Origin of the sequence: Paraburkholderia sp. J12, assembly GCF_905220215.1 — a bacterium.
Classification (GTDB): Bacteria; Pseudomonadota; Gammaproteobacteria; order Burkholderiales; family Burkholderiaceae; genus Paraburkholderia.
Genome location: NZ_CAJMZC010000001.1, coordinates 596,858 through 611,356 on the forward strand (window position 1 = coordinate 596,858; position 14,499 = coordinate 611,356).

Genomic DNA, 14,499 nt, shown 5'->3' on the forward strand with positions numbered 1-14,499 from the left:
CCGCTGCGCCGCCCACGGGCACGCGCGGCGGGAAGCGACTAGAGCCCCTCCTCTCCGACGGACGCGGCGCTTTCGCGTATCCTGCCCTTCACCGCGGTGCGCGTGCGAGCGTGACATGCGCGGTCGATACGATCACGACAAACATCAGTGGAGGACGACACATGAACCGAATCACCGGACGCACCGTCGCATTCGCCGCACGCGCGGCAACCCAGCTCGCGCTCGCGGGTGCGCTCCTTGGCGGCGCGATTGCCGCCCACGCCCAGGGCGACACACCGGTAGGCGTGTGGCAAACCATCGACGACCATACGGGTCAACCCAAGGCGCTCGTGCAAATCGCCGACGACGGCAGCGGCGAACTGAGCGGCAAGGTCATCAAGGGCCTCGGTCCGAACGACAACCCCCAACGCCGCTGCACCGAGTGCTCGGACGCGCGCAAGGACCAGCTCATTCTCGGCATGACGATCATCGACGGCATGAAGAAAACCGACGACGGCTGGGACGGCGGCCACATCCTCGACCCGGAAAACGGCAAGGTGTACCGCTGCAAGATGCATGTGGAAGACGGCGGCCAGAAGCTCGTGGTGCGCGGCTACCTGGGCATTTCGCTGCTGGGCCGTTCGCAGACCTGGATGCGCCAGCAGTAAATGTGAAATGCGTGCCCGATGCGAAAACGCAGGCACGCATGGCAATCGAACACCATCGGGCCGCTGCGCGGCAGGTTCACGGGAGAAAGTCCTGACCTGCCTGCAGCGGCCCGGTTCGTTTGGCCAACCGGAATTTGACCGGCGACGTCGGCGCAAGCCCGCACTCAGGCCGACTCGCGATATACCGAACGGTTATACGGAAACGGCTGCGCCGCATTGGGGGCGACGGGGGCGACAGGCGCAACAGGCACGACAGGGTCGAACGGCGAAACCGTCGGCAACGAAGCGACTGCCTGTGCGCTGCGCGCGAGCTTCTCGGCGCGGCTCATGTGACGGCGCATACGCGCTTCGATCGTGTTGCACAGTTCGATGCCGTCAGCGCCGAACAATTCCGCCATCACGCGCTTGAGCACGCCTTCGTCGTGCCAGGCCTTGAAACGCCGGTGGCAGGTTTGATACGAGGGGTAACGGCGCGGCATGGCCGACCAGGTAGCGCCGCTGTAGAGCACCCATAACACGCCGTTGAGCACCGCCCGCGTGTTGGTCAAGGGCCGCCCGCGCAGCTCGGTGCGCGGACGCAATTCCGGCAGCAGCGGCAGGATGCGCTGCCATTCTTCCTCGGTAATATCGCGATGGGGGGTCATGGGCCACTCCTTTGTCGGAACGATTCCCGACAAACGATAAAGACCCGCCCCGGCGGCGACTATCAGATGAGTCCGAATCTTGAAAAAGACGCCGGCGGCATTTTTTGCGATAGCGTCGTCGCACAAAAAAACCGCTGCGGACGACTCAGGTGAGGCTCGTATCGACGATACGGCGCGGCGCTTCGAGATACTCCTTCGACTGCATTTCCACGATACGCGAAACCGTGCGCGTAAATTCGTTCGCCATCGGCCCTTCCACATACAGCTCTTCGGGCGGCACCGCCGCCGACATCAGCAGCTTCACCTTGTGGTCGTAAAACACGTCGATGAGCCAGGTAAAACGGCGCGCCTCGGACTGCATGCGCGGCGTCATCTGCGGCACGCCGGAGAGAATCACGGCGTGGAAGCGGCTTGCCAGCTCCAGATAGTCGTTCTGCGAGCGCGGGCCGCCGCACAGCGTCGCGAAGTCGAACCACACCACGCCGTCCGCCTTGCGCAGAGCCTTCAGCTCGCGCTTCTCGATGCGCAGGATCGGACTCTCGTCGGGCACCGCGGCCAGTTGCGCGAACGAGTGGCGCAGCGCGCGGTCGGAAGCGGCACCGAGCGGCGTGTGATAGACCTCGACCTGCGCGAGCGTGCGCTGCCGGTAGTCGATGCCCGCATCGACGTTGATCACGTCGAGTTTCTCTTTGATCAGTTCGATCGCGGGCAGCATGCGGTCGCGATGCAGCCCGTCGGGATAGAGGGTGTCCGGGTCGTAGTTGGACGTCATGACGAACTGCACGCCGTTCTTGAAGAGACCGTCGAGCAGCCGGTAGAGGATCATCGCGTCCGCGATGTCCGAGACGTGGAATTCGTCGAAGCAGATCAGGCGATAGCGCTTCGCAATGCGGCGCGCGAGTTCGTCGAGCGGATCGGCCTGCCCCTTCAGTTCCTCGAGCTCGCGGTGCACTTCGCGCATGAACTCGTGAAAATGCAGGCGCGTCTTGCGCTGCAGCGGCACGACCGCATAGAAGCTGTCCATCAGAAAGCTCTTGCCGCGGCCCACGCCGCCCCACATGTAGACGCCGCGCGGCAGATCGGGGTGGATGATGAGCTTCTTGAACGCGTTCGAGCGGCGCGCCTTGTACGCAGCCCACTCGTCGTAGCACCGCTGCAGCCGCTCGATCGCGGCGCGCTGCGCCGTATCGGACTGATAGCCCCGCGACTGCAGTTCTTTTTCGTAGTATTCGGTGACGTTCATTGCGTGGACCACAAATGAGGAAAGGCGGGGGGATCGAACCCACCCGCCTCTTTGCCTTGAAGCAAACTAACGCGGCAAGGTGCGGGCCGCGAAGGCCCCGCCCTGCCGGCGCGCGCCTTACATATTGAGCGCGCGCTTGTCGGTGGCGAGCGCTGCCTCGCGCATGACTTCGGAAAGCGACGGGTGCGGATGGCAGATACGGCCGATGTCTTCGGCGGCCGCCTTGAACTCCATCGCCACCACGGCTTCCGCGATCAGGTCCGATGCGTTGGCCGAGATGATGTGCACGCCGAGCAGTTCGTCGGTCTTCGCGTCGGCGATCATCTTCACAAAGCCGTCGGCCTTGTTGATGCCGAGCGCGCGGCCGTTCGCCATGAACGGGAACTGGCCCGTCTTGATGTCGCGGCCTTCGGCCTTCAACTGCTGCTCCGTCTTGCCGACCCACGCGATTTCCGGTTCGGTGTAGATCACCCACGGAATGCAGTTGTAGTCGATGTGCGGCTTCTGGCCGTCGATGATCTCGGCCACCAGCACGCCTTCGTCTTCGGCCTTGTGCGCGAGCATCGGGCCGCGCACCACGTCGCCGATCGCATAGACGTTCGGCAGCGCCGTGCGGCAGTGGTCGTCGACGTCGATGAAGCCGCGCTCATTGGCCTTCAGGCCGATCGCTTCGAGACCGAGGTTGTCGGTGTTCGGCACGCGGCCCACCGAGACGATCAGGCGATCGGCTTCGAGCACCTGCGCGTTGCCGTCCTTGTCGGTGTAGTTGAGGATGACGTTCTTGTCCGTCGCCTTCACTTCACCGACCTTCACGCCCACGTGAATGTCGAGGCCCTGCTTCTTGAAGAGCTTGGCGGCTTCCTTCGCGAGCGACTGGTCGGCGGCGCCGAGGAATTCCGGCAGCGCTTCGAGGATCGTCACGTCGGCGCCCAGACGGCGCCACACCGAGCCGAGCTCGAGACCGATCACGCCTGCGCCGATCACGGCCAGCTTCTTCGGCACCGTGTCGAACGTCAGTGCGCCTTCGTTGTCGGCCACGATCTTGTTGTCGACCGGAATGCCCGGCAGATGGCGCGCCTTCGAGCCCGTCGCGATGATGACGTTCTTCGCCGTGACGGTTTCCGTTTCGCCTTCGCCGCTCACTTCGATCTGCACGCCGGCGTCGTTCTTGCCGGTGAACTTGCCGTGACCCTTGAGCCACGTGATCTTGTTTTTGCGGAACAGGAACTCGATACCCTTCGTCATCTTCTCGACGATGCCGTCCTTGCGGGCGAGCATCTTCGCAACGTCGATCTTCACGTCGCCCACGCTGATACCGTGGTCGACGAGGTGATGCGCCGCGTTCTCGAACTCTTCCGACGAAGCGAGCAGCGCCTTCGACGGAATGCAGCCGACGTTCAGGCACGTGCCGCCGAGCTTCAGCGTGCCGGCCGGGTTCTTCCACTTTTCGATACACGCAACCGACTTGCCGAGCTGCGCGGCGCGGATCGCCGCAATATAGCCGCCGGGGCCGGCGCCGATCACGACGACGTCAAATTCTTTGGACATGGTCATCCTTTCGATACGTGAGCGCGGCGCGCGGACTCCGCCTTGCGGAACCCGCGCGCGCAACGCTCAGTGTGAGACTGGATGCGCGAGCGAGGCTCGCGCCACAACGCGAATTACAAGTCGAGCAGCAGACGCGCCGGATCTTCCAGCGCATCCTTCATCGCGACGAGCGACAGCACGGCTTCGCGGCCGTCGATGATGCGGTGGTCGTACGACATCGCGAGGTAGTTCATCGGACGGATCACGATCTGGCCGTTCTCGACCACCGCGCGCTCCTTGGTCGCGTGCACGCCGAGGATCGCCGACTGCGGCGGGTTGATGATCGGGGTCGAGAGCATCGAGCCGAACACGCCGCCGTTCGAGATCGAGAACGTACCGCCCGTCATTTCCTCGATCGAGAGCTTGCCGTCCTTGGCCTTCTGGCCGAATTCGGCGATCTTCTTCTCGATGTCGGCGAGGCTCATCTGGTCTGCGTTGCGCAAGATGGGCACCACCAGACCGCGCGGCGAACCGACCGCGATACCGATGTCGAAGTAGCCGTGGTAGACGATGTCGTTGCCGTCGATCGACGCGTTCACGAGCGGGAACTTCTTGAGCGCATGGACCGCCGCCTTCACGAAGAACGACATGAAGCCGAGCTTCACGCCGTGTTCCTTCTCGAACTTGTCCTTGTACTTGTTGCGCAGGTCCATGACCGGCGCCATGTTCACTTCGTTGAACGTCGTGAGGATGGCGTTGGTTTGCTGCGACTCGAGCAGACGCTCGGCGATACGCGCACGCAGACGCGACATCGGCACGCGCTGTTCCGGGCGGTCGTTGAGCCAGTTCGCAGCCGATGCCGGTGCGTTGACCTGCGGCAGCGACGGCTTGGCCGAGGCGGCCTTGGCAGCCGGTGCCGGCGCGGCGGCCGGTGCGGCCTTCGGCGCGCCTGCGCCCAGCACGTCCTGCTTCGTGATGCGGCCGTCGCGGCCCGTGCCGGCGACGTCCGAGCCTGCGAGGCCCTTCTCGGCCATCAGCTTCGAAGCGGCGGGCGAGGCGACCGTGCTGCTCGACGACGCGGCGGCGACCGCCGGTGCGGCGGCTGCGGCAACCGGCGCTGCGGCGGCCGGTGCTGCTGCAGCAGCAGGCGCCGCTGCGGCACCTGCCTTGGCTTCCGTGTCGATCTTCGCGATCAGCTGTTCGCTCGTGACGGTTGCGCCGTCGCCGACCACGATCTCGGTCAGCACGCCGGCGGACGGCGCCGGCACTTCGAGCACGACCTTATCGGTTTCGATCTCGATGACGACTTCGTCCTGGGCGACAGCTTCGCCCGGCTTCTTCTTCCACTGCAGCATCGTGCCTTCCGACACCGACTCCGAAAACTGCGGGACCTTGACTTCTACGATAGCCATGTGATTTTCCTGAATACGTATCTGGGTACGAACCGGGTCGCGCACGTGAGCGCGGGAAAGCGCGCATCGTTGCACGCGCCTTCCCGGTTCGATTTGCTCTGTGTGCTTACTTCGCGACCTGCGCGCCCTTCAGGCGGCCGAACGCACCTTCGATCAGCGACTTCTGCTGTTCGTAATGCTTCGCGTAGTAGCCGACGGCCGGCGAGGCGGAAGCAGGACGGCCGCTGTACGCGAGCTTCATGCCTTCCTTCATGCCTTCCTTCAGGTGGTGCTCGATGTAGAACCACGGGCCCTGATTCTGCGGCTCGTCCTGCACCCAGACCACTTCCGTCGCGTTGTCGTACTTCTTCAGCTCCGTTTCGAACTGCTTGTGCGCGAACGGATAGAGCTGCTCGATACGGAAGATCGCGACGTCGTTCGCCTTCGCTTCGCGGCGATGCGCGACGAGGTCGTAATACACGCGGCCCGAGCAGACCAGCACGCGCTTGACCTTCTTCGCGTCGATGCTATCGTCCACTTCGCCGAGGACCGGCTGGAACGAACCCTTCGCGAGTTCAGACAGATCCGAGACGGCTTCCTTGTGACGCAGCAGCGACTTCGGCGTGAAGACGACGAGCGGCTTGCGGAACAGGCGGATCATCTGGCGGCGCAGCAGGTGGAAGATCTGCGCGGGCGTGGTCGGCTGAACGACCTGCATGTTGTGCTCGGCGCACAGTTGCAGGAAACGCTCGATACGCGCCGACGAGTGCTCCGGACCCTGACCTTCGTAGCCGTGCGGCAGCAGCATCGTGAGACCCGAAACGCGGCCCCACTTCACTTCGCCCGACGAGATGAACTGGTCGATCACGACCTGCGCGCCGTTCACGAAGTCGCCGAACTGGCCTTCCCAGGCGACGAGCGTGTTCGGTTCGGCGGTCGAGTAGCCGTATTCGAAGCCCAGCACCGCTTCTTCGGAGAGCACCGAGTCGATCACCGTGAACTTCGCCTGACCGTCGGCGATGTTCTGCAGCGGAATGTACGTGCCGTCGTTCCAGCGCTCGCGGTTCTGGTCGTGCAGCACCGCGTGACGGTGCGTGAACGTGCCGCGGCCCGAGTCCTGGCCCGTGAGACGCACGGCGTAACCCGAAGCGACGAGCGACGCGAACGCGAGATGCTCACCCATGCCCCAGTCGAGCTTCGCTTCGCCCTTGCCCATGGCGCGCCGGTCATTGATGACACGCTCGACGAGCGGGTGAACCTTGAAGTTCTCGGGGATCGTGGTGATGCGCTCGGCGAGACGCTTGAGTTCCGCGAGCGGCACGGCCGTATCGGCGGCGTCGGTCCACTTGCGGTTCAGGAACGGCACCCAGTCCACCGCGTACTTGCTCTTGTAGTTCGAGAGCACGGGGTCGATCGTGTGGTTGCCTTCGTCCATCGCGGCGCGGTAAGCCTTGACGTAGCTGTCGGCGTCTTCGGCCGTGATCACGCCCTGCTGCACGAGCTTCTCGGCGTACAGCGCACGGGTGCCCGGGTGCTGCGCGATCTTCTTGTACATGAGCGGCTGCGTGACCGCCGGGGTGTCCTGCTCGTTGTGGCCCAGCTTGCGGAAGCAGACGATATCGACCACGACGTCCTTGTGGAACTGCATGCGGAAGTCGATGGCGAGCTGCGTGGCGAGCACGACGGCTTCGGGATCGTCGCCGTTCACGTGCAGCACCGGCGCTTCGATCATCTTGACCACGTCGGTACAGTAGAGCGTCGAGCGCGCATCGCGCGGGTCCGACGTCGTGAAGCCGATCTGGTTGTTGATGACGATGTGCAGCGTGCCGTGCGTGCCGTAGCCGCGCGTTTGCGCGAGGTTCAGCGTTTCCATCACGACGCCCTGGCCTGCGAAGGCCGCGTCGCCGTGGATCTGCACCGGCAGCACCTGCAGGCCGTCTTCGTCGCCGCGGCGGTCCATACGGGCCTTGGCCGAACCTTCCACGACCGGGTTGACGATTTCGAGGTGCGACGGATTGAACGCGAGCGAGAGGTGGACCGGGCCGCCTTCGGTGGCCATGTCCGACGAGAAGCCCTTGTGGTACTTCACGTCGCCGGCCGGCAGGTCGTCCACGTGCTTGCCTTCGAATTCGGCGAAGAGGTCCGACGGCATCTTGCCGAGCGTATTGACCAGCACGTTCAGGCGGCCGCGGTGGGCCATGCCGATGATGATTTCCTGCACGCCCTTGGCGCCCGCGTGGCGAACGACTTCGTCCATCGAGGCGATGAAGGACTCGCCGCCTTCGAGCGAGAAGCGCTTCTGGCCGACGTACTTGGTGTGCAGGAAACGCTCGAGGCCTTCGGCGGCCGTCAGGCGCTGCAGGATGTGCTTCTTCTTGTCAGCGGAGAAGTTCGGCGTCGAGCGGATCGACTCGAGCTTTTCCTTCCACCAGCGCTTTTGCTCCGGATCGCTGAGGTACATGTATTCGGCACCGATCGTGCCGCAGTACGTGTCGCGCAGCGCCTTGACGATCTCGCGCAGCGACGCGCGCTCGAAACCGAAGTACAGGTTCGTCGCGCTGAACGTCTGGTCCATGTCGGCTTCGGTGAAGTCGTAGAACGCAGGCTCGAGTTCGGGAATGGCGGGACGCTCGCGGCGCTTCAGCGGATCCAGGTTGGCCCATTGCGAGCCGAGGAAGCGGTAGGCACCAATCAGGGACTGAACGTACACCTGCTTGCGGGCCGTAGCGAGGTCTTCTGCGCCACCGCGCGGAATGAACGCGTTGGCTTTGGCGCGTTGGGCGAACGACTCGACGATCGGACCGTGAGCGACGTCGCTGTCAGCCGTGCCCGTCGACGACGGAACGTTTTGCAGTGCGTCAAAATATTCGCGCCACGTATCCGGAACGGATGCGGGGTTGTCAAGATATGCTTCGTATAGCTCTTCGACATACGGAGCATTGCCGCCGAACAGATACGAGTTCAGCTGGAACTGCTTCATTGTTTCTGACATTTACGCTCACCTTTCTTCGAGTTTCTCGAGAAATAGCGGGTTACTCAACCTTCCGCGCCACGGCCTGACCGTTTAGCGGATTGCGAATCAAGTCTGCTTGGAAGGACCTAAAACAGCATCCGCGGAGGATATCACATAACTGATACTCTCCATAGATTGCAATGCGGCGGAACAGCACGCGCAAACCCTTTACAGGTGGGCCTTTGCGGCGTTTGCAACACTCTCTTCCGGCACCGCTTGCCAATCCCCCCGGCGCATGAAAGCCGCCTGCAAAAAAGCCGCCCTGACAGCGGCGGCTTTCTTGTGGTCGTTCATGCTTTGCAGTGCGCGAAAAGTCTTCGACTGCAACTTAGTCGGCGCCTGCCTCACGGCTCGCGCGACGGCGCTCGTGCTCCTTCAGGTGGCGCTTGCGCAGACGGATCGACTGCGGCGTCACTTCCACGAGTTCGTCGTCATCGATGAATTCCACCGCGTATTCGAGCGACATCTGGATCGGCGGCACGAGGCGCACGGCTTCGTCGGTGCCCGAGGCGCGCACGTTGGTGAGCTGCTTGCCCTTGATCGGGTTCACGACGAGGTCGTTGTCGCGGCTGTGGATGCCGATGATCATGCCTTCATAGAGCGCGTCGCCCGGCTTCACGAACATGCGGCCGCGGTCCTGCAGCTTCCACAGGGCGTAGGCGACAGCCGCGCCGTCGTCCTGCGAGATCAGCACGCCGTTGCGGCGCTCGCCGAGCGAGCCTTCGCGGATCGGACCGTATTCGTCGAACACGTGGCTCATGAGGCCCGTGCCGCGCGTGAGCGTCATGAATTCGCCCTGGAAGCCGATCAGGCCGCGCGCCGGAATCTTGTATTCGAGGCGCGTGCGGCCGCGGCTGTCCGAGGCCATGTCGAGCATTTCGCCCTTGCGGCGGCCGAGCTCTTCCATCACGCCGCCCTGGTGGGCATCTTCGACGTCCACGGTCAGCAGCTCGTACGGCTCCATCTTCACGCCATCGACTTCGTGCAGCACCACGCGCGGACGCGACACGGCCAGCTCGTAGCCTTCGCGGCGCATGTTTTCGATCAGGATCGTGAGGTGCAGTTCGCCGCGGCCCGACACTTCGAACGTCGTTTCGTCGCCGGTGTCCTTCACGCGCAGCGCGACGTTGTGGTTCAGCTCCTTCGTGAGACGGTCGCGGATCTGGCGGCTCGTCACGAACTTGCCTTCGCGGCCGGCGAGCGGCGACGAGTTCACGAGGAAGTTCATCGTGAGCGTCGGCTCGTCCACCGTGATCATCGGCAGCGCTTCGGGGGTGTCGATCGCGCAGATGGTGGCGCCGATGCCGATGTCTTCAATACCGTTGATCAGCACGATGTCGCCCGCTTCGGCCGATTCGACCTGCACGCGCTCGAGGCCGCTGAACGACAGCACCTGGTTGATCTTGCGGTTCATCACCTCGCCATCCGGACCGAAGCGCAGCGCCACCGGCTGACCCGGCTTGATGCGGCCGCGCTTGATACGGCCCACGCCGATACGGCCGACGTAGGTCGAGTAGTCGAGCGACGTGATCTGCAGCTGGAGCGGACCTTCCGGATCGGCGTCGCGCACCGGCACGTGTTCGAGGATCGCCTCGAAGAGCGGGCGCATGTCGCCTTCGCGCGCATCGGCGGAGAGCGACGCGTAGCCGTTCAGGCCCGACGCGTAGACCACCGGGAAGTCGAGCTGTTCTTCGGTCGCGCCGAGCTTGTCGAAGAGGTCGAAGGTCTGGTTGATCACCCAGTCGATACGCGCGCCCGGACGGTCGATCTTGTTGACGACGACGATCGGCTTCAGGCCCAGCGCGAGCGCCTTCTTGGTCACGAAGCGCGTTTGCGGCATCGGGCCTTCCACGGCGTCGACGAGCAGCAGCACCGAGTCGACCATCGAGAGCACGCGCTCCACTTCGCCGCCGAAGTCGGCGTGGCCCGGGGTGTCGACGATGTTGATGTGGGTGCCTTCGTACTCGACCGCGCAGTTCTTCGCGAGAATCGTGATCCCGCGCTCTTTTTCGATGTCGTTCGAGTCCATGACGCGCTCGGCGACCTGCTGGTTGTCGCGGAAGGTGCCGGACTGACGCAGCAGTTGATCGACGAGCGTGGTCTTGCCGTGGTCGACGTGGGCAATGATGGCGATGTTGCGAAGGGCGCGGGACATAGGAACCTGGGTACAGTTGAGTGCGCCAGCCCACGCGACCAGGCCACGCGACGAAAGCGCACTTTTGGGAACCTGAAATTATAGCACGCGGGAATGACATTCCCCAGCGTTATCCCCAGGCCGCGCTCACTGCACCTTCGCGCCCAGGTCGCCGCCCTTCCCCAGCCTGCCAGTCGCCCCTCACTGCGGCCGCCACCAAACCCTTTCAGGGCATGGCCCGGACCCGAATTTTTCCCGTACTGTCCGCAAGGGATTAAGACCTTATCCAGCAAAGGTTATTCAGCAAACAGAGAATAGTCTCTTGCCGCGGCAAGTACCTGCACTTTATAATCCCTGCCTGGTCAACCATTGCAGTCGCAGCTGAATCATGACGGACCCGACTCCCACGCCTACGCCCGCAGTGCTCAATTACGACTTCGGCGAAAGCGTTGGCTACCTGATCGCGCGAGTGAGATCGACCATGCTGAACATGGTCAACCAGCGCACCGTCGCCGAGCTCGGCGTGACGAGCCAGCAGGCGAGCGTGCTGTTCATGGTGGCGAGCGGCAAGTGCGTGCTGGCCGCCGAGCTCGCGCGCGAGTACGGCATCGACGCGAGCGCCGTCACGCGGCTCGTGGACCGGCTGGAAAAGCGCGGCCTGCTGCAGCGCGTGCGCAGCTCGGAAGACCGGCGCGCGGTGCGGCTCGCCCTCACGCCGGAGGGCCTGGCTATCGCTGTGCGCATGCCGGCGATCTTCACTAGTATCACGGACAAGCTCATGACCGGGCTCTCTCCGGAGGAAGCGGGATTCTTGAAGAGCATGCTGCGGCGGGTGCTCGCCAATAGCGGCGATGCCACCCAGAATCCGCCGGCGAATTCATGACGGGGCAATCAAATTTGAAAGCGTCGCAAAGAAAAATAGCTGCATCGTCCAGTATCACTGTCACTTCTCACGCATCGAGACGAGCCATGAACTCCCATTCCCTGTCCAGCGGGCCCCGGCTCCGGGCGCAGCTCAACCGGGCCGCCTCGGCCACGGCGGCGGCGGTCGCAGCGCTGGCCCTCGCGGGGTGCGCGAACTATTTCGGCATCAAGAGCGACAAGGCGATCGAAGCGCCGCAGCAGTTCGAGACCTCGCAGAGCATCCCCGCGCAGGGCGGCCAGTGGCCGACGCTCGACTGGGCGAACCAGTTCGGCGACCCGCAACTGCCGAAGCTGATCGACGAAGCGCTCGATGGCAACCCGAGCATCGCGCAGGCGCAGGCGCGCATCGCGAAAGCTTCGTCGTATATCGACACCTCGAAGTCGGCGCTCTTCCCCAAGGTCAACGCGAGCTACTCGTGGAACCGCGAGCTCTATTCGGCGAATTCGCTCTATCCCCCGCCCTATGGCGGCACCTGGTATAGCGAAAACAACGTGCTCGCGAGCGCCTCGTGGGAGCTCGACCTGTGGGGCAAGAACCGTCAGCGTCTCGCGCAGGCGGTCTCGCAGCAAAAGGCGGCCGAGGCCGACATGCAGCAGGCGCGCATCACGCTCGCCGCTTCGGTCGCGCGCACCTACAACCAGCTCGCGCAGCTCTATGCGCTGCGCGACATCGCGGCGCGCGAGATCGGCAACCGCAAGACCATCGGCACGATCACCAATGGCCGCGTGGTCGCGGGCCTCGACACCAATGTCGAGCGCGAGACCGCCAACGGCAACATCGCCACGAGCCAGGCGAACCTCTCGCAGATCGACGGCCAGATCGAGACCGTGCGCTATCAGCTGGGCGCGCTGCTCGGCAAGGGTCCGGACCGCGGCCTGCAGATCGCGCAGCCGGTGCTCAATCCGCTTGCCCAGGTCGCGCTACCCGACAACCTGCCGGCCGACCTCGTCGCGCGCCGCCCGGACATCGTCGCGGCGCGCTGGCAGGTGGAAGCCGCCATGCACGACGTGAAGGAAGCAAAGGCCGAGTTCTATCCCGACGTGAACCTGGCGGCGGGCTTCGGCTTCGACGCGTTCGGCTGGGGCAAATTCCTCAACTTCACGAGCCGTCAGGCCCAGATCGGCCCGGCCGTGCACCTGCCGATCTTCGACGCGGGCGCCCTGCGCGCGCAGTTGAAGGGCCGCTATGCCGACTTCGACCTCGACGTGGCGAACTACAACCAGACGCTGATCGGCGCGTTCCAGGACGTGGCGACCCAGGTTTCGTCGATCCGCTCGGCCGACAAGCAGCTCATCGACGCGCAGCACGCCCTCGACGCATCGACAAAGGCGTACCAGCTCGCCGTGATCCGCTACCGCGCAGGCCTTTCGGAGCAGCTGCAGGTGCTCAACGCCGACCAGAACCGCCTCGCCGCGGAACAGACGGTGACGGACCTCAAGGCGCAGCGCCGCGACGAGCAGATGGCGCTCATCAAGGCACTGGGCGGCGGCTTCGACGCAGCCGACGCGGGGCTCACGCCGCCGGCCGAGGTCGGCAGCGAGGCGAAGGGCCCGAACGGCGCGCCGTGGAGCGGCACGACCGTGCCGGTGCAGCCGGCATCGGCTGCGGCACCAGCGACAGCCGCGGCGAACTGAGCGGCGAACTGAGCCCACACGCGAACCACACAGCATCGAACGAACAGCAAGAGAGAACCTGGAGATCACTCCCATGAGCACCCCCCAGCAACCGGCAGCCAATCCGCAGCCGACCTCGAGCAACGGCAAGCGCAAACGCATGATGACGCTGCTCGTCCTCGTGATCGTGATTGCAGCCATTGCCTACGGCCTCTATTACTTCCTCGTCGCGCGCTTCTCGGAAAGCACCGACGACGCCTACGTGAACGGCAACGTCGTGCAGATCACGCCCCAGGTCACCGGCACGGTGATCGCGGTGAATGCCGACGACACGCAAACCGTCAAGTCCGGCGACCCGCTCGTGCTGCTCGACCCCGCCGACTCGCGCATCGCGCTCCAGCAGGCCGAGGCGGATCTCGCGCAGACGGTGCGCCAGGTGCGCGGCCTCTTCGCCGACGACAGCCAGTACGAAGCGCAGGTCGCGGTTCGCCAGGCCGACCTGTCGCGCGCGCAGGACGATCTGCGCCGCCGCATGGAAGTCGCGACCACGGGCGCCGTCTCGCAGGAAGAAATCTCGCACGCCCGCGACACCGTGAAGAGCTCCGAGGCCGCACTCGCCGCCGCGCAGCAGCAGCTCGCCGCGAACCGCGCGCTCACCGCGAACACCACCATCGCCACGCATCCGAACGTGATGGCCGCCGCCGCGAAGGTCCGCGACGCCTACCTCGCGAACGCCCGCAACACGCTGCCGGCGCCGGTCACGGGTTATGTGGCCAAGCGCTCGGTGCAGGTCGGCCAGCGCGTCTCGCCGGGCACGCCGCTCATGTCGGTGGTGCCGCTGAACGCCGTGTGGGTCGATGCGAACTTCAAGGAAGTGCAGCTCAAGCACATGCGCATCGGCCAGCCGGTCGAAATGACGGCCGACGTGTACGGCTCGTCGGTCGTCTATCACGGCAAGGTGGTGGGCTTCTCGGCGGGTACGGGCTCGGCCTTCTCGCTCTTGCCCGCGCAGAACGCCACGGGTAACTGGATCAAGGTCGTGCAGCGCCTGCCGGTGCGCGTCTCGCTCGATCCGGCCGAACTCGAAAAGCATCCCCTGCGCATCGGCCTCTCGATGCAGGTGGACGTGAGCATCAAGGACGATTCGGGCAGCCAGCTCGGCACCGCGCTGAACACGGTCTATCAGACGAACGTGTTCGACAAGTACGGCGACGAAGCCGATGCCGAGATCGCCCGCATCATTTCGGAAAACGCAGGCCGCGGCGCCGACAGCGCATCGGGCGACACCGGCAAGACCAAGGTGTCCTCGACCAGCGCGACCGCCGGCGTCAAAGCTGCACGCGGCTAAGCTCGCGCGCGCAT

The 14,499-nt window shown here is 64.6% G+C and carries 11 protein-coding genes; 4 read left to right on the top strand and 7 right to left on the bottom strand.

What is annotated here, in order from left to right:
• Positions 1-161 precede the first annotated feature (161 nt).
• Positions 162-647, top strand: a complete 486-nt coding sequence (locus U5760_RS02900; RefSeq protein ID WP_322009475.1) for a DUF2147 domain-containing protein — start codon at positions 162-164, stop codon at positions 645-647.
• 164 nt (positions 648-811) lie between these two features.
• On the opposite strand, the gene U5760_RS02905 is transcribed toward U5760_RS02900, so the two are convergent.
• From U5760_RS02905 to typA, 7 genes are all read right to left on the bottom strand, one after another.
• A complete protein-coding gene (locus U5760_RS02905; protein ID WP_322009476.1) occupies positions 812-1,291 on the bottom strand; it encodes a transposase in 480 nt (159 codons plus the stop codon).
• A 145-nt stretch (positions 1,292-1,436) separates the two neighbouring features.
• On the bottom strand, positions 1,437-2,534 hold the full coding sequence (zapE, locus tag U5760_RS02910; RefSeq protein WP_322009477.1) for a cell division protein ZapE: 1,098 nt from the start codon (positions 2,532-2,534) through the stop codon (positions 1,437-1,439).
• Between the two features lie 117 nt (positions 2,535-2,651).
• Positions 2,652-4,082, bottom strand: a complete 1,431-nt coding sequence (gene lpdA / locus U5760_RS02915; RefSeq protein ID WP_322009479.1) for a dihydrolipoyl dehydrogenase — start codon at positions 4,080-4,082, stop codon at positions 2,652-2,654.
• 113 nt (positions 4,083-4,195) lie between these two features.
• Positions 4,196-5,473, bottom strand: coding sequence for a 2-oxoglutarate dehydrogenase complex dihydrolipoyllysine-residue succinyltransferase (odhB, locus tag U5760_RS02920; RefSeq protein WP_322009481.1), 1,278 nt, complete (start codon positions 5,471-5,473; stop codon positions 4,196-4,198).
• Positions 5,474-5,579: 106 nt separating this feature from the next.
• A complete protein-coding gene (locus tag U5760_RS02925; protein ID WP_322009482.1) occupies positions 5,580-8,444 on the bottom strand; it encodes a 2-oxoglutarate dehydrogenase E1 component in 2,865 nt (954 codons plus the stop codon).
• Positions 8,445-8,633: 189 nt separating this feature from the next.
• Positions 8,634-8,759 carry a hypothetical protein gene (locus U5760_RS02930; RefSeq protein WP_322009483.1) on the bottom strand — a complete coding sequence of 42 codons (126 nt, stop codon included), beginning with the start codon at positions 8,757-8,759 and terminating at the stop codon, positions 8,634-8,636.
• 34 nt (positions 8,760-8,793) lie between these two features.
• Positions 8,794-10,620: a translational GTPase TypA gene (typA, locus tag U5760_RS02935; RefSeq protein ID WP_322009484.1), complete on the bottom strand. Its 1,827-nt coding sequence runs from the start codon at positions 10,618-10,620 to the stop codon at positions 8,794-8,796.
• A gap of 367 nt (positions 10,621-10,987) precedes the next feature.
• Here typA and U5760_RS02940 point away from each other — a divergent pair, with 367 nt between their 5' ends.
• The 3 genes from U5760_RS02940 to U5760_RS02950 all read left to right on the top strand — a co-directional run bounded on the left by U5760_RS02940 (position 10,988) and on the right by U5760_RS02950 (position 14,485).
• On the top strand, positions 10,988-11,482 hold the full coding sequence (locus tag U5760_RS02940) for a MarR family winged helix-turn-helix transcriptional regulator (RefSeq protein WP_322009485.1): 495 nt from the start codon (positions 10,988-10,990) through the stop codon (positions 11,480-11,482).
• A gap of 86 nt (positions 11,483-11,568) precedes the next feature.
• Complete coding sequence (locus U5760_RS02945) at positions 11,569-13,158, top strand: efflux transporter outer membrane subunit (RefSeq protein ID WP_322009487.1); 1,590 nt, start codon at positions 11,569-11,571, stop codon at positions 13,156-13,158.
• 73 nt (positions 13,159-13,231) lie between these two features.
• Entirely contained in the window at positions 13,232-14,485 is a 1,254-nt protein-coding gene (locus tag U5760_RS02950) for an EmrA/EmrK family multidrug efflux transporter periplasmic adaptor subunit (protein WP_322009488.1), read from the top strand.
• Positions 14,486-14,499: the final 14 nt, after the last annotated feature.

Bases quoted from the DNA above. Each gene is read 5' to 3' on its own strand.
- U5760_RS02900 (WP_322009475.1), top strand. From the start codon at position 162: ATGAACCGAATCACCGGACGCACCGTCGCATTCGCCGCACGCGCGGCA.
- U5760_RS02905 (WP_322009476.1), bottom strand. From the start codon at position 1,291: ATGACCCCCCATCGCGATATTACCGAGGAAGAATGGCAGCGCATCCTG.
- zapE (WP_322009477.1), bottom strand. From the start codon at position 2,534: ATGAACGTCACCGAATACTACGAAAAAGAACTGCAGTCGCGGGGCTAT.
- lpdA (WP_322009479.1), bottom strand. From the start codon at position 4,082: ATGTCCAAAGAATTTGACGTCGTCGTGATCGGCGCCGGCCCCGGCGGC.
- odhB (WP_322009481.1), bottom strand. From the start codon at position 5,473: ATGGCTATCGTAGAAGTCAAGGTCCCGCAGTTTTCGGAGTCGGTGTCG.
- U5760_RS02925 (WP_322009482.1), bottom strand. From the start codon at position 8,444: ATGTCAGAAACAATGAAGCAGTTCCAGCTGAACTCGTATCTGTTCGGC.
- U5760_RS02930 (WP_322009483.1), bottom strand. From the start codon at position 8,759: ATGAACGACCACAAGAAAGCCGCCGCTGTCAGGGCGGCTTTTTTGCAG.
- typA (WP_322009484.1), bottom strand. From the start codon at position 10,620: ATGTCCCGCGCCCTTCGCAACATCGCCATCATTGCCCACGTCGACCAC.
- U5760_RS02940 (WP_322009485.1), top strand. From the start codon at position 10,988: ATGACGGACCCGACTCCCACGCCTACGCCCGCAGTGCTCAATTACGAC.
- U5760_RS02945 (WP_322009487.1), top strand. From the start codon at position 11,569: ATGAACTCCCATTCCCTGTCCAGCGGGCCCCGGCTCCGGGCGCAGCTC.
- U5760_RS02950 (WP_322009488.1), top strand. From the start codon at position 13,232: ATGAGCACCCCCCAGCAACCGGCAGCCAATCCGCAGCCGACCTCGAGC.